The organism is Streptomyces sp. NPDC017095 (assembly GCF_044332325.1).
Lineage (GTDB): Bacteria > Actinomycetota > Actinomycetes > Streptomycetales > Streptomycetaceae > Streptomyces.
Map to the genome: position 1 here is coordinate 57,154 of NZ_JBIROU010000004.1, position 17,372 is coordinate 74,525.

A 17,372-nucleotide genomic window follows, 5' to 3' on the forward strand; every position below is an offset into this window, starting at 1 on the left:
CCTGGCGGCTGCGCCGGACGAGCGCGGGGGCGCCGCCTTGGCGGCCGTGCGGCGGGCGGGCGCGGAGGCGTCGCGCTGGCGGGCCGTGCGCGAGGGGGGGCGACCTGGCGGCCTGCGCCGGATGGGCGCGGGTTGCCGCCCTGGCGGCTGCGCCGGACGAGCGCGGGGGCGCCGCCTTGGCGGCCGTGCGGCGGGCGGGCGCGGAGGCGTCGCGCTGGCGGGCCGTGCGCGAGGGGGCCCTGGCGGCCGTGCGCCGGACGGGCGCGAGGGGGTCGCTCCGGCGGTCCTGCGGTAGGCGCCGGGCCTCGCTGAGAGGGTGGCCCCTCGCCGACGCGGTGGCCGGAATCAGAGGGGCGTACGCGTCCGCGCTCGCTACCCTCGGCGCGCCCAGGCGCCGTCGACGCGCCCCGGGCGCCTGTCGGCCCAATGGACCGGGCGGCCGGGCGGGCGGCTCAACGCCCGGGGTGCACAGGCCAGTTGACCCACACTAGTACGACGGACGCATGTTCCACCGGAAAATGCCAAAGGCCTCACCCGTCGCGCACACGATGCGTAGTGTCGGCGTCACTCAGCCGGAGTCCGGCGGGAGGGGAGCCACGGTGCCCGGAATCGACGAGTGCTTACTGGAAGCGATGCGACTGCCCGGTGCCCGGGGGGCCGCGCTGGTGGACTGGACGAGCGGACTGGCCCTCGGCGCGGTCGGGGAGGCGCCCGGCGGCGACCACGAGACGACCGCCGCCGAGGCCGCCGAACTGGCCCGGATGGCCGCCGAGCACGGCACCTTCGCGGCGGCGGGCGAGGAGTCGCCGCCCGTGGAGGACGTGATCATCAGCAACGGTGACAGCTACCACCTGCTGCGTTTCGTGGACACGTCCTTCGACAGCAGCGTGTTCCTGCACCTGTGGCTCGGCCGTGAGGAGGGCAACCTCGCGCTCGCCCGGATCCGGCTCGGCGAGATGGCCGCCCGCCTGGTGCTGGGATGACCATGGTCAGGACTCCTCCCCCGGCCCTGCCGGTGCGGGACAAGCGGGCCCCGCGCGCCCTGTCCCCGATGCTGACCCGGCTCGCCGAGGAGCGGGCCACCGGCGTCCTGGTCCGCGAACACGGCGCCCTGCACCTCGCCGGGGGCCGGGTGGTGCACGCCGAGAGCCCGCTCGCCCCGGGCCTCGGCGTGCTCCTCACGGCCCACGGCACTCTCGCGGCCGCCGCCTGGCAGCGCGCCGCCGCCCGGTCCCCGACCCCGGCGCACACGGCCGGCCTCCTGCTGGGCTCCGGGGTGCTGCCCACCGGCGCGCTGGAGCTGTGCCACCTGGACGCGCTGTACGACGCCGGGTACTTCGCGCTGGCGCCGAGCAGCACCCCGGGCCGGTTCCGCTACGAGCCCGGGCCCCCGCCCGGCCCGCTGCCCTCGGTGCCGGTCGTCGCGCTGGAACGCGAGACGCTGCGCCGCCGGCTGCTGCTGCACCGGCTGTGGCCCGACCCGGCCGCCGACAGCGCCCCGCTGACCCGCGCCGACCCGGCCGTCCCCGGCCGGGGCCCCGCCGCGCCGGTCACCGCACGCCAGCGCGCCGTCCTGGACCGCGTGGACGGCGTCCGCACCGCCGCCGACATCGCCCGGGACCTGGGCCGGCCGGCCTTCCACACCCTGGTCGACGTCCGCCGGCTCACCGCGGCCGGCCGGATCGCGCCCGCGGCCCCCGCCCCGGCCGCGCCCGTCCCACCGCCCCGCCCGGTCACCACCGACCCCGACATCGCGCTGCTGAAGAGGCTCAGGGATGCGCTGGAGGCCCTTTGAACGGCACCGCCCCGCCGAGAGGAGACACCTGATGGTGGCCGAAGAGGATCTGCGCGCCGTCCTGGCGGAGCTGCACCGGCTGCGCACCCGGGTGCCGCAGCTCACCGGCGCCCTCGCGGCCGGCGTCGACGGCCTCGTCGTCGCCCACGACACGCCCGGCGTCGACCCGGACGGCCTGGCCGCGCTCACCGCCGCCGCGCTCGGCGTCGCGGTCCGGGTCAGCGACACCACCGGACACGGCGGCTTCCGGGAGCTGCTGGTGCGCGGCGAGCGCGGTTACGTCGCCACCTACGCGGCCGGCCGCACCGCCGTCCTCACCCTGCTCGCCCAGGACCGGGTCAACGTCGGCCGGCTGCACCTGGAGGGCCGCCGGGCCGGCGCCCGTATCGGGGAGCTGCTGGACGCCGCCGAGGCCGTGCGCCCGCTCCCCCGGACCGCACCCGTATGGCCCGCCGGCCACCGCGCGCCCCGTGCCGCGGCCGGCGGGGCGCCCACCGCAACCGACAGCTGAGAGGACCACCATGACCAACACCGAGACCGCGCTGAAGGACGCCCTCACCTCCATAGAGGGCGCCACCGGCGTCGCGCTGGTCGACTACACCAGCGGGATGGCGCTGGGCACGCTGGGCGGCGGCAAGGACTTCGACCTGACCGTGGCCGCCGCCGGCAACACCGACGTCATCCGCGCCAAGATGCGCACGATGGAACACCTGGGCCTCAAGAGCGAGATCGAGGACATCCTGATCACCCTGTCGGACCAGTACCACCTGATCCGGCTGCTCAAGGGCCGCGGCGGCAACGGCCTGTTCCTCTACCTGGTCCTGGACGGGGCCCGGGCCAACCTGGCGATGGCCCGGCACCAGCTCAAGCGGATCGAAGAGGACCTGGAGGTCTGACCGGACCTCAGACCAGCGCCGCGGTACGGCGGCGGGCCCCGCCCGGGGCCGCGTCGCCGGCCGCGATGCCCGTGCCCCGCAGGCCCTTCACGGCCTTGCCCGCCGGACGTCCGCCGCGCCGGTCGAGCCAGTCGACCCGCACCCACAGCAGCGTCTCGGCGGACCGCTCCAGCCGTCCGATCCAGGCGGCCTTCAGCCACAGCCCGGCGCCGAGCCCGGCCAGCAGCAGGCCGCCGGCCACGGGCACCGCGAAGGAGGAGCCGAGCGCGAGCGCCCAGCCCAGCAGCAGCCACCAGCGGTGGCCCCGGCGCCAGACGCGCGCGGTCACCGCGCGGTCCTGCAACACGTCGTACTTGCCCGCGCGGGCCGTCCCGCGGGCCAGGCCGGTGTACCGGCCGCGCCGGGCCAGCGTCACCGCCGCCGCGCCGGCCAGGAACAGCGCCGCCCCGGCCAGCACGCCGATCCGGCGCCCGGTCAGTCCCTGCGGTACGGCACCGATCCCGGCGGCGGCTACCCCGAGCCACCACAGCGGCGCGGCCCCCGCCCGTACGACGACGGCCACCCGCGCCAGTCCCTGTCCTCCTCCGCGCGCCACGTCTGCCTCCCGTGTCACGTGTCCACACAGCGCTCGCGTTCTTCCGGGAAAGCTAATAGCAGAACGTGAGACGAGTCTGAGAGAGGCCGGTCCGCAAAAAACGGGTCCGGGAGAGGGCGGTCCGCGGAAGGCGGGTCCGGAGAGGCCGGTGCGCTAACGGCCAGTCCGGGAACGGCGGGTCCGGGAGCGGGCGGGCGGCGGGCTCACTCCACGAACAGGCCGCGCGCCGCCGCCCTGGCGTCGAACTCCTCCAGCCGGGCCTGGGCATCCGGCAGGCCGTCGCAGAGCGCCTCCAGCAGCACCCGGCCGAGCAGCATCGGCGCGCACGCGGTGTCGAAGGCGAGCCCGGTGCCGACGGCGGCGGGCAGCAGCAGGTCGGAGTACTTGGCGACCGGCGCGAACGCCGAGTCGGCGACCGTGACCACGGTCAGGCCGGCGTCCTTGGCGTAGGCGAGGCTGTCCACGACCTCGCGCGGATGCCGGGGCAGCGCGAAGCACAGCAGGGCGGTGGCGCCCGCGCGGACGGCGGCGTCCACCCGGTCCTGGATCATCGTGCCGCCCTCGTTGAGCAGCCGGACGTCCGGGTGCACCTTGGCGGCGAAGTAGGCGAAGCCGTACGCCTGGGAGGCGGCGGCCCGCAGACCGAGCACCGGCAGCGGGCGGGAGGCGGCGAGGACCCGGCCGGCCCGCTGCACCGGGCGCGGGTCGGCGAGCAGCTCGGCCAGGTGGCGCAGGTTCTCGATCTCGGCCTCGACCGCCTGCTGGTACTCGTTGTAGGCGCCGGCGCCGGCGGCCGGCCCGGCCGGGACGACCTCGCGCAGGTGTTTGCGCAGGGCGGGGTAGCCGTCGAAGCCGAGGGCGACCGCGAACCGGGTCACCGACGGCTGGCTGACCCCGGCCAGTTCGGCCAGCTCCACGCTGGACAGGAAGGGCACGTCGGCGGCCCGGCGCACCATGCTGTGCGCGATGCGGCGCTGGGTTGGCGTGAGCCGGTGGCCCTCGAAGAGCGCCTGCAGCCGGCTGGCCGGGCTGTCGCTCCCGCTCATGGCGTACTCCCCCTCCGGATGTCCTCGACGCCCCGGGAGAGTACAGCGCCGGGGCATTGACAAACACCACCCGTCTATTCAGACAGTGTGTCGCTGCATACAGTTATACAGCCCAGTGTGGGGAGAACGCATGGCACAGCTCGTGGAACTGCGCTCCATAGACGTCGTTCCGGACGAGGAGCGGCACGGTACGGCGTTCAGCCAGTTCACGTTGTGGCTGGGGGCGAACCTCCAGATCACGGCCGTCGTCACGGGCGCCCTGGCCGTCGTCTTCGGCGGGGACGTGGTGGGGTCGGCGGCCGGCCTGCTGCTCGGCAACCTGCTCGGCGGCGCGGTGATGGCGCTGCACTCCGCCCAGGGCCCGCGCCTCGGCCTGCCGCAGATGATCCAGTCCCGGGCCCAGTTCGGGGTGCGCGGGGCGGTCGTACCGCTGCTGCTGGTCATCGTGATGTACGTCGGCTTCTTCGCGTCCGGCAGTGTGCTCGCCGGGCAGGCGGTGGGCGAGCTGACGCACACCGGCGACACCACCGGGATCATCGTCTTCGCGGCCGTCACGGCGGTCATGGCGACCGCCGGCTACCGGGTCATCCACGCCCTGGGCAAGGTGGCGGGCACGGTCTGCGCACTCGCCTTCGGCTATCTCGCCGTACGGCTCCTGGACCGCGCCGACGTCTCCGCGCTGCTGCACGACGCGCACTTCTCGCTGCCGCTGTTCCTGCTGGCGGTGTCGCTGTCGGCGTCCTGGCAGCTGGCGTTCGGGCCGTACGTGGCGGACTACTCGCGCTATCTGCCGCGCACGACGTCCACGAAGGCGACCTTCTGGTGGACCCTGTCCGGCTCGGCGCTCGGCGCGCAGTTCTCGATGACCTTCGGGGTGCTGGTCGCGGCCACGGCGGGCGAGGAGTTCCTGGACAGCCAGGTCGGCTATGTGGTCGGTCTCGGCGGCACCGGCCTGGTGGCCTCCTTCTTCTACTTCGTCATCGCGCTCGGCAAGCTCACCGTCAACGTCCTGAACACCTACGGCGGCTTCATGTCGCTGGTGACGAGCGTGAGCGGCTTCCGCGGGCAGCGGCGGCTGTCCCGGGCGGGCCGGGCCGCCTATATCGGGCTGGTGATGGCGGCCGGCACCGCGGTGGCACTGCTGGGCAAGGACAGCTTCCTGTCCTCCTTCAAGGACTTCCTGCTGTTCCTGCTGACGTTCTTCACGCCCTGGTCGGCGATCAACCTGGCCGACTACTACCTGGTCGCCAAGGAGCGCTACGACCTCGCGGCCCTCGCCGACCCGCACGGCCGCTACGGCGCCTGGCGCTGGGACGCGCTCGCCGTGTACGCGGCCGGTCTGCTGGCCCAGCTGCCGTTCCTGGCCACCGGCTTCTACACCGGCCCGCTGGTGGACCCGCTGGGCGGCGCGGACGTCTCCTGGATCGTCGGCCTGAGCGTGCCGGCGCTGCTGTACTGGCTGCTCGCCCGCCGCCGTGCGGTGGCGGTCCCGACCGCGGATGCGGGGGCTGGCCCCAGTGCGGACGAGCCCGCCGGCTTCCTAGGCTGACCGGTATGGACACCACCGACCCGCGCGGCACGGGCCCGGGGAAGGCCCCGGACCTCCGGAAGGACCCCGGCCCCCGGGAGGACCCGGGCCGCTGGGAGGACCCGGACTTCCGTGAGGACCCCGGTCTGCGCGGGGACCTCCACGCGACCGTGCGGGCCCGCGTGGAACTGGGCGAGGAGTACGACTCCGCCCTGGTGGACTCCTTCCTGGAGAGGGTCGGCGAGCGGATCGACGACACCGTGGACCGCCGGGTGCGCCGGCAGCTGGCCGAACAGCGGCTGGCCGAGGTGCGCGGGACCCGGCGGCCCGGACCGGCCGACTCCTGGGCCGAGCGGTACGGCTTCGCGCTGATCACGCTGGTGCTGGCGATCCCGCTGTCCGCGATCGCCGGCGCCCTCGCCCACCTGCCCGGCCTGCTGGTCGCCTGGGCCGGGCTCGTCGGGGTCAACGCGGTGCAGGCCGTACGGCTCAGCCCGGAACTCCTGGCCGGCCGCGGCCGCCGCACGCCCGGGGAGTGACCGGGGAGTGACCGGTCCTCCGCCGGTCACGCCTGCCGGGTCGGCAGCACCATGATCTGGCGGAGGTTGACGTGCCGGGGACGGCTGGCGGCGTAGGCGACTACATCGGCCACCTCCGTCGCCGCGAGCCCGCCGATCTCCCGGAACATGCCGTCCAGCTGCCCGGACAGCCCGGCGTCGGTGACGTGCCGCGCCAGCTCGGTCTCCGTCAGCCCCGGCTCGATGTTGGTGACCCGGACGCCCCGCGGGCCCAGCTCGCCGCGCAGGGACTGCGACAGATGGGTGACGGCCGCCTTGGTCGCCCCGTACACCGCGTAGTTCGGGAAGGACAGGTGGGCGCTGATGGAGGAGATGTGCACCAGGTCGGCGGCGCGGCCCCCGGCCGCGGCGGCGAGCAGGTCGGCGGTGAAGGCGCGCAGGGTCCGCAGCACTCCGGCCACGTTGGTGTCCAGCATCCGCAGCCACTCCCCGGACCGGCCCTCCTCGATGGGGCCGGGCAGCATGACGCCGGCGTTGCCGACGACGAGGTCGACGGGCCCGAACGCCTCGTGGATCCGGTCCCGGGCGGCGTCGACGGACGCGTCGGCGGTGACGTCGGCGGCCACGGCCAGCGCTTGGCCGCCGGCCGCCCGGATCTCGTCGGCCAGCGCGTCGAGCCGGTCGGTGCGGCGGGCGAGCAGCGCCACCCGGGCGCCCTCGGCGGCCAGCAGGCGGGCGACGGCCTCGCCGATGCCGCTGGCGGCCCCGGTGACGACGGCGGTACGGCCGGACAGGCTCTCGTACGGCATGGGTGCTCCCTCTCGGACTGCCGGCCGGGGCGGTCCCCGGCGGGTCGGGACCACTCTGGCCGCGCCCGGCCGCCGTACCCAGGGATGTGCTTTTCCTGGGTCTGCCAGTACCAGGATGCGCGGACCCCGGTCCCCTACGATCGGACGCATGGACGGGGACTGGACCGAAGCAGAGGTGGGCGGCTTCCTGCGCTCGCGCCGCGCCCGCATCCGGCCCGAGGAGGTCGGGCTGCCCGCGCACGGGCGGCGCCGGGTGCCGGGTCTGCGCCGCGAGGAGGTGGCCCAGCTCGCCGGGATGAGCGTCGACTACTACATCCGGCTGGAACAGGGCCGGGGTCCGAGTGTCAGCGACGCCGTGCTGGACGCGATCGCGCGGGTGCTGCGGCTGGACGAGACCGAGCACACGTACCTGCGCACGGTGGCGCGACCCCGCCGGCGGCGGAAGGAGCCGGCCGGCCCGTCCCGGGTCCGCCCCGGCCTCCAGGCCCTGCTCGACGGCATGGAGCGCAGCCCGGCCTTCGTGCTGGACCGCCGCATGGACGTGCTGGCCTGGAACGCGCTCGGCGACGCGGTGAACGGCTTCAGCCGGATGACACCGCGGGAGCGGAACATGCCCCGGCAGGTCTTCCTCGGCCCGGCCGCCCGCGAGGTGTTCCCCGAGTGGGCCGCGGTGGCCGCCCAGACGGTGGCCCAGCTGCGGCTGAGCGCCGGCCGGTACGCCGACGACCCCGTCCTGTGCGCACTGGTCGGCGAACTGTCGCTGAAGAGCGACGACTTCCGCCGGCTGTGGGCGGACCACGAGGTCCGCGAGTGCGCCTACGGCGTGAAGAGGATCCAGCACCCGGTCGCGGGCCTGCTGGCCCTGCCGTACGAGACCCTGACGGTGCCGTCGGACCCGGAGCAGACGCTCGTGGTGTACACACCGGAGCCCGGTTCCGAGACGGCGGAACGGCTGGCGCTGCTGGGGAGCTGGACGACGGTCTAGGAGCCCTCGCCGGGCCGTCGTACGCGCCCGGCGCGGGAAAGGCTTGCGCGGGGACCGCCGCACCCCCGTTGCCGGGGGGCGGGACGACGGCGGTCCCCGCGAGGGACGCGGGCCGGGTCAGGGCCGGGCTGGCGCGTCCGTGGCGTCCATGGAGGTCCGGGAGCCGCTCCGGAGTTCCTTGGCGCCGTTCGGGTGCCGGCCTGGGCGGGAAGCCTTCTCCTGCGCGAAGCCTGGGAGGCGCTTCCGTCGCCTTGCCGACACCCCTTACTGTGCCGGACGCGTGTTAAGCGGGTGCTGCGCGCACATGACGCGCTCGTACCACTTCCCCAAACCCCGCCCCCCGCCGGAGCCGGCCGGCCACTCGGCACCGCCCTCGGCGCGGACCGCGAGCTTCCGTTACCCGGCCGCGCGCTTCATCTGCCGCGCCCGGTCGTACAACGCGGCGGCCTGGGAGTGGCGAAGGTGGGGCCGGATGAGCCGACGCATATCCGCCATGCGTGCGTCGGCCCGTCCCGAGTGAACCAGCGGGTAGTCGTCGAGAGCCGCATGCCAGGTCGTCAGGGCCTCTTCGAGGCGTCCCACCTGAAGCTGACGCTCAGCGAGAAGCGCCCGCATGCGCACGTTCCCCCGGCGATAGACGGAGAACCGGACCCGGTTGCTTTCCTGTAGGGCTTCGATCGAACCGTTCACATCGCCCAGCTCGTACCGCACCTGCGCGATGTGGTAGTTCAGCGCGGCGGGATCGTAGGATCCGAGGGGCTTTCCCCGGCTTTCGGCCCGGTCCATAGCGGCCTCGGCTTCCCGGATGTACCGAAGGGCCGCCGTACGGTCGCCTTGCTGCGCGGCGGCATGCGCCTGTTGTCCGGTCAGGAAGGCAAGCATGCGCGGGCCGGCCTTCGGAGAGGCGGCGGCAGCGGAGTCGGCCAGACGCCATGCGTCCGGTCCGTGCCCCAGGTCGACGGCTTGAACGCTCATCCCTCGAAGCGTGGTGCAGTACGTCAGATGGTCGGCGGCGGCACCCGCGAGTTCGAGTGCCTTCAGGTAGTAGTTCTGCGCCAGGCCGTGAAGACCCTCGTCCACGGCCATGTATCCGGTGAGGTAGCACAGGTCGGACGCGGCCGACAGCATGGCCTTCCGCACGTTCTCGGGCGCGTCCGCCCGAAGGCAGGGCGCGACAGTGTTCACGAGAAACGACGCGGCCATAGGGCGCGCGGTGCGGCCCCCGAACTGGTCGTCCAGCTCGGACACCTTCTCGGTCATCTGAACCACCATGTCGACTTCGCCGAAGCCGATACGCAGCCCTTTGCCCTTCTTCACGGCCTCCGCCCGCCCCACGACGTCCGGCCACCCCGGGATCGTGAGCGCAACGGAGTACAGACCGGCCCCGAGAACGCTTCGGCGGGACGGATCCATGTCAGCCCTTCCGAGATCCACCAACCCCTCAACGCTACGCGGTAGGGGGGCTTTCTTCGTTCCGTGGAGCGTTTACACGCGCCCGCGGGCCCGGCACTAGAACTGGATCCGGGCCCGCTTCGCTAGCTTCGTAAGCCGAGGGTTGCTCCGCTTGTGCAGCGAAGTCAGTACGCGCAACAGCTCTTGCGCTGTGGGGTGCACGTTGGCCATCTGCGGGGCCAGGGACCACGCTTCTTCAAGCTCTTCCAGGGCTCCTTCCCTGTCGCCGAGAGCGAGCTTCGAGCGAGCAACGTTCATGTGCAGTGGGCTAGTACGAGTGGTGGGCAGGGTCAACTTTCCCTTTTTCTTTAGCCTTTCGAGGTCATTCATAGTGTCAATGGCGTCTTCGTGCCGCCCGAGGTCCGCCGAGGTCGCGACCACATGAACAGCCGTGTCCTGTGGGCCGAAGTGGATCCCAAGGCGGTTCACGTCCTGACCCAACTTCTCGGCTAGGCCCCACGCCTTCGCAATGTGCCGGTCCGCTGTGCGGCGGTCCCGAAGTCGTCCGGCCAGGGTGAGGCCGCGAAGGTGCAGGATGCCTAGGGCATACAACCGCTCGGCCCCCGTGGGGGCGTCCCGCTCGACGCGGACTAGGCCGCTGTCGACCACGGCAAGCCCGTCTTCAAAGTCGCCATGGTTCAGGTATAAGCCCGCTTCATCGCGGACCGCGATAGCGGCCGTCACGGGATCCGCCTGTTCGGCGGCGAGCTTCTGCTTCGTCGTCGCCAGGTCGGCGAGGGTCATCCAGCGGTGCCGCGCGGCGAGCCAATAGACGGTCGAGTACGCCTCGGCGACCCTGGCCCACGCATCGGGTGTGCCGGCCGCGTGCGCGTGGTTCGTGGCGGCAGATACCAGCTGTGGGAGCTTAGCCATTACGCCCCGCAGGTCTGCCCGCTCCCGAAGGGTGACCATCTGCTGAAGGCTGGTGATCAGGTCGGTTTCGGTCATCTCAGGATCGCGCGGGAGCCCGAAGCGGCGAATCGCGCGCGTGAGGTCCAGCAAGCGAGCTTCGTCGCCTTCGTGCACCGGGGCTTTGCCCAACAACTCGTCGAGCGTCACGCCGATGGCTTGCGCGATAGAGGCGGCCACACCCTGAGTCATCGGGCGTTCGCCCCGCTCGATCTTCCCAAGCAAGCTCTTCGAGATACCAGCGGCGGCAGCTAGCCGCTCCTGGCCCCACCCGCGTTCCTTCCGCAGGACGGCGACGCTCGCCCCTGGTCCGGGCACTTCGATGATCGCACTCACGGCGCTTCCCGATGATCGATGTTCCGTTGGTCCCATGCCCTCAAAACTCGGGTGCCCGCACTCTCGGGCTTGTGCACTTCTTGTGCACTTTCCCCACTCTCACCGCGCGTTAACTGGATGTCACAGTCGGTCAGCGACAGAGGGGCGGGGATGGAGACGCGGAAGCAGACCTTACCGGTGCAGGCTCCCCCGGCGCCGAATCTCGAACCAGTGCCGGTCCCGGGTTGCCGCGTGTGTGCGGCTCTGGCCAGGGGCCGCACGGCGGCCTCGGCTCTCGGTAGCTCGATCACCGTGCGCACCTACAGCGAGGAGATCCGGCACCATCCGCACCGACGGGCCACGGACTGGAAGGGGCCGCGGTGACCGAACCCCGGACGTACCCAGGGAAGGCGGTCGACCTGCCGCTGGATGCCTGGTTGTACGAGGCCAGACCGCAGCCCGGTTGCGGCAACTGCGCCGCCGAGAAGGCCAGGCTGGAACAGGCGAGGAAGGCGGGCGACGCCAACGCGCGGTTCGACGCGGCCCGGAACATCCGGATGTGCAGACACGGTGCCCACGCATGACCCCGGATGCGGAGCGTCCGAAGCGCCGGCCGCGTCGCCGGACGTTCTCCACCTTCAGCGCGTGGTGGGACTCCATCGCCGATCTGTGCGGCACCTGCTACGGGCACCGCGTTGTGCGGTGTCCAGGCTGTGCGGGCTTGGACGGTTGCGGCACATGTCAGATGAGGACACGGGTGCCTTGCCCCCAGTGCGCGGGCGGAAAGGTCGAGGCTTACAGATGGTGAAACACGCCCGGCGCAGGCGCACCCCGGGTTGGACCGTGTTCGCTCTCGTGGTCTGTGCCCTGTTGGGGTGGGCGCTCACGGCTGTCGCGACGGGGGGACTCCGGTGACCTTCCGGTGTTCTGCTACGGCCGAGTTGGAAGATGCCGTGCGGGCCGTCGCGGAGCTGATCAGATCTCCTTTCCCTGACCCGGACTGGTCGCCGGAAGCGCCGTCCCGGTGCATGGTCGAGGACGTACCTCACGACTTCCACGCGGCATGGCTGCGTACGGGTTCCTCGGTCCACTCGGATCTGTTCCTGTGCTGGCGAGACGGGTCACCTGATCAGTGGATCGCCGACTTCGTGTGCTGCATGAACCGGCGCACCGAGCTGAGCACCGGATGCACGATCTTCAAGTACCACCCGGGCAAGTGCGAGTGGGCGTATGTCGACCCCGAGCGAGTGGCCGTACAAGCGCAGGCCGACCAGCTAGCTCAAAAGCTGAACCTTCCACACGTCCGGGCGGATCGGAACGCCCCGCCCCACGAACAACCGGAGGAACCTTGAAGAACTCCCCCGCCGCGATGGGCTTGGGCCTGGTGGGCCTTTTCCTCGGATTCGCGCACCTGAAAAAGGCGGAGCGGCACCACCGCGAGATGAAGCACTTGGAGTTCACCCGCCTGCACGCGGAACTGCTCCGCGACACGGGCAAGGACACCGAGCTGTACGAGACCCTGGTTCCGGGTCTGGACGCGGACGACGCCGCGCGCGTGCTGCACGCGAACAGGTGCGTCACTCTCTGGTCGAGCATGGTGCGCCTGCGCTTCCTGCCGGCCGACTCGGTCGCCCGGATGCTCGAAGACTTCATGGTGGTCGAGTCCAACCGGAAGTTCTGGGCCCTCGCCAGGGCTCACCGCGCGGCCACGGCACGGGACGCCCACGACGCCGAGTTCAACGCCCTGGCGAACGCGGCGTACGACGCGGCCGTCCAGGAGGCCAACCAGACCCCTGTCCCGGCCCCGTGAACCCCCGTCCCGGCCTGCGCCCCCCTTCCCGGGCCGGGACGGGCCCGACCTCTTATGGCTGGACCTCACCCGGAAGTGCCAGCTCGACTGTGGGCACTGCCACAACGGCTCCGGGCCGGACGGGATCCACGGTTCCATGACCGTCGAGGACTGGACGCGCGTGATCGACCAGACCGGCGCAGCCGGCGTCCGCCACGTGCAGTTCACCGGGGGCGAGGTCACCATGCACCCCGACGCGCCGGCCCTCGTCGACCACGCCCTGGCCCTCGGCCTGGCCGTCGAGGTCTACAGCAACATGGTGCACCTGAATGCGGCCTGGTGGACGCTGCTTCAGCGACCGGGCGTCAGTCTGGCCACGTCCTACTACGGCTCCGAGGCCGCGCACAACGCGGTCACGCGCCGGAACAGCCATGTCCGCACGCGGGCAAACACCGAGAAGGCGGTGAAGACCGGCATCCCGATCCGCGTATCCGTGATCGTTCCCGATCCGACCGACGCCGGTGACGCCGCGCGGCAGGAGCTGACCTCGCTCGGCGTGAAAGACGTACGCGTTGATCACGTCCGGCCCTTCGGCCGTGCGGCAAACGGACAGAAGCCGTGCCCGGACGGCCTGTGCGGGCGATGCGGGGACGGGCGGGCGTCCGTCGCGCCGGACGGCAAGGTGTCGCCGTGCGTGTTCTCCACGTGGTTGGAGGTGGGAAACGTTCAGGCCGCACCGCTCGGCGCGATCCTCGCCGGCCCCCAAATGGCTGAGGCGAGCGCGTTCATCCGGCAGACGACGCGCGGAGCCGTCGTTTCCCGAAGTTGCGGTCCCAACAGCCCGTGCGGTCCGGACAACGAGAGTGACGAGGGACCCGGCAACGAGGAATGCAGTCCGGGTTTTCCGGGCAGCTCGTGTTCTCCGAGGAACTAGACGACACATGCACACCGACAGTCCAGCGGCCCAGATCCTTCCCCTGATCCAGCAGTACACGGGTCCAGTGGCCAGCATCGAGCGGACCGAGCGGGGGTTCAGTTCGGACCTGACAGCCCTTGTCGACTGTGACGAGGGCTGGTTCTTCGTCAAAGCGGCCCGCAACCATCATGGCGGGCGGCGGGAATCGCTCATCCGGGAACGGTTGATCAACGACTACACAAGCATGGTCGCGCCGCCCTTGCTCTGGGATGTGGAAGACGACGAATGGCTCATCCTGGGGTTCGAGGCGGTCAAGGCCCGGAGGGCGGTCGTCACGCCCGGCTCTCCGGACGTGCCCAAGGTGGTCGATCTCGTGCACCGCATCGGGGAGCTGCCCCTACCCGACGTTGCCAAGGAGTGGACGGAGACGCGGTGGGACCGTTACACCGCGGACCCTGCCGAGGCGTCGTTGTTCCGGGGTGACTCCCTGCTCCACACGGATATCAACCCGAACAACTTCCTGCTGGGAAGCAGGGATTGGGTCGTTGACTGGGCTTGGCCGACCAGGGGCGCGGGGTTCATCGACCTTGCCCTGTTGGTCGTGCAGCTCGTTGCGGCCGGCCACGGTCCGGCGCACGCCGAGCGGTGGGCCACCCAGTGTCCTGCCTGGCACCGGGCTCAGCCCGGAGCGGTCGATGCGTTCGCAGCGGCCAACCTGCGGATGCACCGGTCCTATGCGCAGCGGCACCCTGACGCCGAGTGGCTGAAGGCCATGGTCGACGCGTGCCAGGCATGGACGGACTATCGGGGGATCGCCGTGAGCTGAGGGCACCACGGCGAGAAAGGCCCCCCGCGACACACCGCATCCCCTACCCCGGGGTGACCTTGTACGCCTGCGCGAGTCAGGCCACCGAGTTCACCCCGGCCCCGACGCCCGGAGAACTCGCACCGGGCGTGTGACCGCCTCACCCCATCGGCTGGTCCCCCGCACAGACGCCCGAGAGCCCCGGTCCGTCTGCTGGGCCGGGGCTCTCGGGCGGGGACTCTTCAGTGATCCGAGGCAGGAGACTGCTCGGCTCTTGGGCGGTCCGCTCGTTCGGTCTGTGTCACCTGGTGGGGTTGGCGAGGAAGGCCAGGAGGTCCTGACGGGTGACGATGCCTGCCGGCTTGCCGTCCACCAGCACTACCGCGGCGTCTCGGCCTTCCAGGGCCGTCATGAGCCGTTCCACCGGTTCGCCGGACCCGACGACCGGAAGAGGATCGGACATGTACTTCTCCAGCGGAGCGTCAGAGGGAGCGCGGTCGGCCACCAGGGCGTGGAGCAGCTCCCGCTCCTCCACCGCACCGATGACCTCGCCCGCCATCACGTCGGGGTGACCCGCTCCAGGGGCCACCACCGGCATCTGCGACACCCCGAACTCCCGCAGCACGCTGATCGCCTCCGCCACGGTCTCGGAGGGGTGCACGTGCACGAAGCTGGGGATGCCACCCTCCGTCTCCGCCTTGTGCTCCAGCACCGCGCCGACGGTCTGGCCGGTCGAGGGCTGCTCGCTGAACCCGTGCTGGCTGATCCACTCGTCGTTGAAGATCTTGCTCAGGTAGCCGCGGCCGCTGTCGGGCAGGAGCACCACCACGACGTCGTCCGGGCCGAGCCGCTCGGCGACCTTCAGCGCCGCCACGACGGCCATGCCGCAGGAGCCGCCCACGAGCAGGCCCTCCTCCTTGGCCAGCCGGCGGGTCATCTGGAAGGAGTCCTTGTCGGAGACGGCGACGATCTCGTCGGCGACCTCGCGGTCGTAGGCGGTCGGCCAGAAGTCCTCGCCGACGCCCTCGACCAGGTACGGCCGCCCGGAGCCGCCGGAGTACACCGAGCCCTCCGGGTCGGCGCCGACGACCTTGACCGCGCCCTGGCTGGCCTCCTTCAGGTAGCGGCCGGTGCCGGAGATGGTGCCGCCGGTGCCGACGCCCGCCACGAAGTGGGTGATCTTCCCCTCGGTCTGCTCCCACAGTTCGGGGCCGGTCGAGTGATAGTGCGAGAGCGGGTTGTTGGGGTTGGAGTACTGGTCGGGCTTCCAGGCGCCCGGGGTCTCACGGACGAGCCGGTCGGAGACGTTGTAGTAGGAGTCCGGGTGCTCCGGCGCCACGGCGGTCGGGCAGACGACGACCTCGGCGCCGTACGCGCGCAGCACGTTGATCTTGTCGGTGCTCACCTTGTCGGGGCACACGAAGATGCACTTGTAGCCCTTCTGCTGGGCCACGATGGCCAGTCCCACACCGGTGTTGCCACTGGTCGGCTCGACGATCGTGCCGCCCGGCCGCAGCTCCCCGCTCTGCTCGGCGGCCTCGATCATGCGCAGGGCGATGCGGTCCTTCACGGAGCCGCCCGGGTTGAAGTACTCCACCTTCGCCAGGACGGTCGCCTGGATCCCCTTGGTCACGTTGTTGAGCCGCACCAGCGGGGTGTTGCCGACGAGGCTGATCATCGAGTCGTGGTATCGCACCGTTGTCTCCGGTCGCTGCATGAAAAGACATGTTCGTAGTGGTGCCGCCAGCCTAAGGCCAGCCGCGCGGCGGGCGCGGTCCGTTCACTCGCCGTCGAGATTGACGCACGGTCCGTACGGGGCAAGGAGTGGGTGTACGGCTATGAGGAGGTGGCGGCGGCGCATGACGAGCATGTCGAGGGCACGGGTGGCCCGGCGGATCGCGGCCGGAGCGGCGTACGGCGGTGGCGGGGCGGGGCTGGCCGGCGCGGCCGTCGTCGGGCTGGTGCTGGCGGAGATGCGGCTGGCGCGGCGCCAGGTGGGCAACGGGACCGGCGGCCGGGTGCCGGTGGCCGACGGCGGGTACGGCCGCGCGTACGACGTGCCCGGCGAGCCGCCCCTGCGCCTGACCATGCTCGGCGACTCCACGGCGGCGGGGCAGGGCGTGCACCGGGCGGGCCAGACGCCGGGCGCGCTGCTGGCCTCCGGTCTGGCGGCGGTGGCGGAGCGGCCGGTGGAACTGCGGACCGTGGCGGTGCCCGGCGCCCGGTCCGACGACCTGGACCGGCAGGTCTCCGTGGTGCTGTCGTCGCCCTCGCCCGTCCCGGACGTCTGCGTGGTGATGATCGGCGCCAACGACGTGACCCAGCGGATGCCGCCGACCCGTTCGGTACGGCACCTGTCGGCGGCGGTCCGGCGGCTGCGCACGGCCGGCGCCGAGGTGGTGGTCGGCACCTGTCCCGACCTCGGCACGATCGAGCCGGTGCAGCAGCCGCTGCGCTGGCTGGCCCGGCGGGCGTCCCGGCAGCTCGCCGCGGCGCAGACGATCGGGGTGGTCGAGCAGGGCGGGCGCACGGTGTCGCTGGGCGATCTGCTCGGCCCCGAGTTCGCGGCAAACCCGCGCGAGCTGTTCGGACCGGACCAGTACCACCCGTCGGCGGAGGGGTACGCCACCGCGGCGATGGCCGTCCTGCCCACGGTGTGCGCGGCGCTGGGCCTGTGGCCGGCGGAGGAGGAACGGCCGGACGTGTCGCGCCGCGAGGGCTTCCTGCCGGTCGCCCGGGCCGCGGCCGAGGCCGCCTCGGAGGCCGGTACGGAGGTCACCGCGGCCATGCCCGCCGGTCCGCGCGGCCCCTGGGCCCTGCTGAAGCGCAGGCGGCGGCGCCGGGTCCCGGAGGCCGAGCCGGCGGCACCGACCGGGTGACGGCGTGTGAAACCCGGGCGGCAGGAGACCCGGTCGGCCCGGGAGACCCCCGGAGGCCGCCCGGGACGGAGACCACCCGGGACCCCGGAGGCAGCCCGGGACCCCGGAAAAAGCAAGCGCTTAGAAAATTGCGGC

The 17,372-nt window shown here is 72.3% G+C and carries 17 protein-coding genes; 11 read left to right on the top strand and 6 right to left on the bottom strand.

Annotated elements, in window-relative coordinates; genetic code table 11:
- Positions 1 to 599: 599 nt before the first annotated feature.
- From ACH4OA_RS09425 to ACH4OA_RS09440, 4 genes are read left to right on the top strand one after another with little or no spacing between them, the layout of a single operon-like run.
- The gene (locus tag ACH4OA_RS09425) at positions 600 to 983 is read left to right on the top strand and encodes a hypothetical protein (RefSeq protein ID WP_365877379.1); all 384 of its coding nucleotides are present in this window, start codon (positions 600 to 602) and stop codon (positions 981 to 983) included.
- Positions 980 to 1,795, top strand: a complete 816-nt coding sequence (locus tag ACH4OA_RS09430) for a transcriptional regulator (protein WP_397938025.1) — start codon at positions 980 to 982, stop codon at positions 1,793 to 1,795. The genes ACH4OA_RS09425 and ACH4OA_RS09430 overlap by 4 nt, the downstream gene beginning before the upstream one ends.
- 31 nt (positions 1,796 to 1,826) lie before the next feature.
- On the top strand, positions 1,827 to 2,306 hold the full coding sequence (locus tag ACH4OA_RS09435; RefSeq protein ID WP_397968405.1) for a roadblock/LC7 domain-containing protein: 480 nt from the start codon (positions 1,827 to 1,829) through the stop codon (positions 2,304 to 2,306).
- Positions 2,307 to 2,316: 10 nt separating this feature from the next.
- Positions 2,317 to 2,691 (top strand): hypothetical protein, encoded by a 375-nt coding sequence (locus ACH4OA_RS09440; RefSeq protein ID WP_365877373.1) that lies wholly within the window; start codon positions 2,317 to 2,319, stop codon positions 2,689 to 2,691.
- A gap of 7 nt (positions 2,692 to 2,698) precedes the next feature.
- Here the strand turns inward: ACH4OA_RS09440 and ACH4OA_RS09445 are convergent, their stop codons facing one another.
- Both ACH4OA_RS09445 and ACH4OA_RS09450 read right to left on the bottom strand, forming a co-directional pair.
- Positions 2,699 to 3,286 carry a hypothetical protein gene (locus ACH4OA_RS09445; protein WP_397946043.1) on the bottom strand — a complete coding sequence of 196 codons (588 nt, stop codon included), beginning with the start codon at positions 3,284 to 3,286 and terminating at the stop codon, positions 2,699 to 2,701.
- A 203-nt stretch (positions 3,287 to 3,489) separates the two neighbouring features.
- Entirely contained in the window at positions 3,490 to 4,332 is an 843-nt protein-coding gene (locus ACH4OA_RS09450) for a MurR/RpiR family transcriptional regulator (protein ID WP_365877369.1), read from the bottom strand.
- A 130-nt stretch (positions 4,333 to 4,462) separates the two neighbouring features.
- Between ACH4OA_RS09450 and ACH4OA_RS09455 the strand changes: the two genes are divergently transcribed.
- Positions 4,463 to 5,881 carry a purine-cytosine permease family protein gene (locus ACH4OA_RS09455; RefSeq protein WP_397968408.1) on the top strand — a complete coding sequence of 473 codons (1,419 nt, stop codon included), beginning with the start codon at positions 4,463 to 4,465 and terminating at the stop codon, positions 5,879 to 5,881.
- Positions 5,882 to 5,886: 5 nt separating this feature from the next.
- Entirely contained in the window at positions 5,887 to 6,399 is a 513-nt protein-coding gene (locus tag ACH4OA_RS09460; protein WP_397968411.1) for a hypothetical protein, read from the top strand.
- Positions 6,400 to 6,425: 26 nt separating this feature from the next.
- Here ACH4OA_RS09460 and ACH4OA_RS09465 read toward each other — a convergent pair whose 3' ends face one another.
- Positions 6,426 to 7,187 (bottom strand): SDR family oxidoreductase, encoded by a 762-nt coding sequence (locus ACH4OA_RS09465; RefSeq protein WP_397968413.1) that lies wholly within the window; start codon positions 7,185 to 7,187, stop codon positions 6,426 to 6,428.
- A gap of 148 nt (positions 7,188 to 7,335) precedes the next feature.
- Here ACH4OA_RS09465 and ACH4OA_RS09470 point away from each other — a divergent pair, with 148 nt between their 5' ends.
- Complete coding sequence (locus ACH4OA_RS09470) at positions 7,336 to 8,172, top strand: helix-turn-helix transcriptional regulator (RefSeq protein WP_365877363.1); 837 nt, start codon at positions 7,336 to 7,338, stop codon at positions 8,170 to 8,172.
- Positions 8,173 to 8,568: 396 nt separating this feature from the next.
- Here the strand turns inward: ACH4OA_RS09470 and ACH4OA_RS09475 are convergent, their stop codons facing one another.
- Together ACH4OA_RS09475 and ACH4OA_RS09480 are read right to left on the bottom strand one after the other, a co-directional pair.
- Positions 8,569 to 9,489 (bottom strand): transcriptional regulator, encoded by a 921-nt coding sequence (locus tag ACH4OA_RS09475; RefSeq protein ID WP_397968416.1) that lies wholly within the window; start codon positions 9,487 to 9,489, stop codon positions 8,569 to 8,571.
- A 192-nt stretch (positions 9,490 to 9,681) separates the two neighbouring features.
- Positions 9,682 to 10,869: a helix-turn-helix domain-containing protein gene (locus ACH4OA_RS09480; protein ID WP_397968418.1), complete on the bottom strand. Its 1,188-nt coding sequence runs from the start codon at positions 10,867 to 10,869 to the stop codon at positions 9,682 to 9,684.
- A gap of 1,327 nt (positions 10,870 to 12,196) precedes the next feature.
- On the opposite strand from ACH4OA_RS09480, the gene ACH4OA_RS09485 reads away from it, so the two are divergent.
- From ACH4OA_RS09485 to ACH4OA_RS09495, 3 genes are all read left to right on the top strand, one after another.
- Entirely contained in the window at positions 12,197 to 12,658 is a 462-nt protein-coding gene (locus tag ACH4OA_RS09485; protein WP_397968421.1) for a DUF6082 family protein, read from the top strand.
- A 58-nt stretch (positions 12,659 to 12,716) separates the two neighbouring features.
- Positions 12,717 to 13,571, top strand: a complete 855-nt coding sequence (locus ACH4OA_RS09490; RefSeq protein ID WP_397968749.1) for a radical SAM protein — start codon at positions 12,717 to 12,719, stop codon at positions 13,569 to 13,571.
- A 67-nt stretch (positions 13,572 to 13,638) separates the two neighbouring features.
- The gene (locus ACH4OA_RS09495; protein ID WP_397968424.1) at positions 13,639 to 14,379 is read left to right on the top strand and encodes a protein kinase; all 741 of its coding nucleotides are present in this window, start codon (positions 13,639 to 13,641) and stop codon (positions 14,377 to 14,379) included.
- A gap of 280 nt (positions 14,380 to 14,659) precedes the next feature.
- Here ACH4OA_RS09495 and ACH4OA_RS09500 read toward each other — a convergent pair whose 3' ends face one another.
- The gene (locus tag ACH4OA_RS09500; RefSeq protein ID WP_397938004.1) at positions 14,660 to 16,054 is read right to left on the bottom strand and encodes a cystathionine beta-synthase; all 1,395 of its coding nucleotides are present in this window, start codon (positions 16,052 to 16,054) and stop codon (positions 14,660 to 14,662) included.
- A 163-nt stretch (positions 16,055 to 16,217) separates the two neighbouring features.
- Between ACH4OA_RS09500 and ACH4OA_RS09505 the strand changes: the two genes are divergently transcribed.
- Complete coding sequence (locus ACH4OA_RS09505) at positions 16,218 to 17,237, top strand: SGNH/GDSL hydrolase family protein (RefSeq protein WP_397938002.1); 1,020 nt, start codon at positions 16,218 to 16,220, stop codon at positions 17,235 to 17,237.
- The last annotated feature ends 135 nt before the right edge of the window (positions 17,238 to 17,372 follow it).

Excerpts from the sequence above, each read along its gene's own strand:
- ACH4OA_RS09430 (WP_397938025.1), top strand. The coding sequence starts at position 980 with ATGACCATGGTCAGGACTCCTCCCCCGGCCCTGCCGGTGCGGGACAAG.
- ACH4OA_RS09435 (WP_397968405.1), top strand. The coding sequence starts at position 1,827 with ATGGTGGCCGAAGAGGATCTGCGCGCCGTCCTGGCGGAGCTGCACCGG.
- ACH4OA_RS09440 (WP_365877373.1), top strand. The coding sequence starts at position 2,317 with ATGACCAACACCGAGACCGCGCTGAAGGACGCCCTCACCTCCATAGAG.
- ACH4OA_RS09450 (WP_365877369.1), bottom strand. The coding sequence starts at position 4,332 with ATGAGCGGGAGCGACAGCCCGGCCAGCCGGCTGCAGGCGCTCTTCGAG.
- ACH4OA_RS09455 (WP_397968408.1), top strand. The coding sequence starts at position 4,463 with ATGGCACAGCTCGTGGAACTGCGCTCCATAGACGTCGTTCCGGACGAG.
- ACH4OA_RS09460 (WP_397968411.1), top strand. The coding sequence starts at position 5,887 with ATGGACACCACCGACCCGCGCGGCACGGGCCCGGGGAAGGCCCCGGAC.
- ACH4OA_RS09465 (WP_397968413.1), bottom strand. The coding sequence starts at position 7,187 with ATGCCGTACGAGAGCCTGTCCGGCCGTACCGCCGTCGTCACCGGGGCC.
- ACH4OA_RS09470 (WP_365877363.1), top strand. The coding sequence starts at position 7,336 with ATGGACGGGGACTGGACCGAAGCAGAGGTGGGCGGCTTCCTGCGCTCG.
- ACH4OA_RS09505 (WP_397938002.1), top strand. The coding sequence starts at position 16,218 with ATGACGAGCATGTCGAGGGCACGGGTGGCCCGGCGGATCGCGGCCGGA.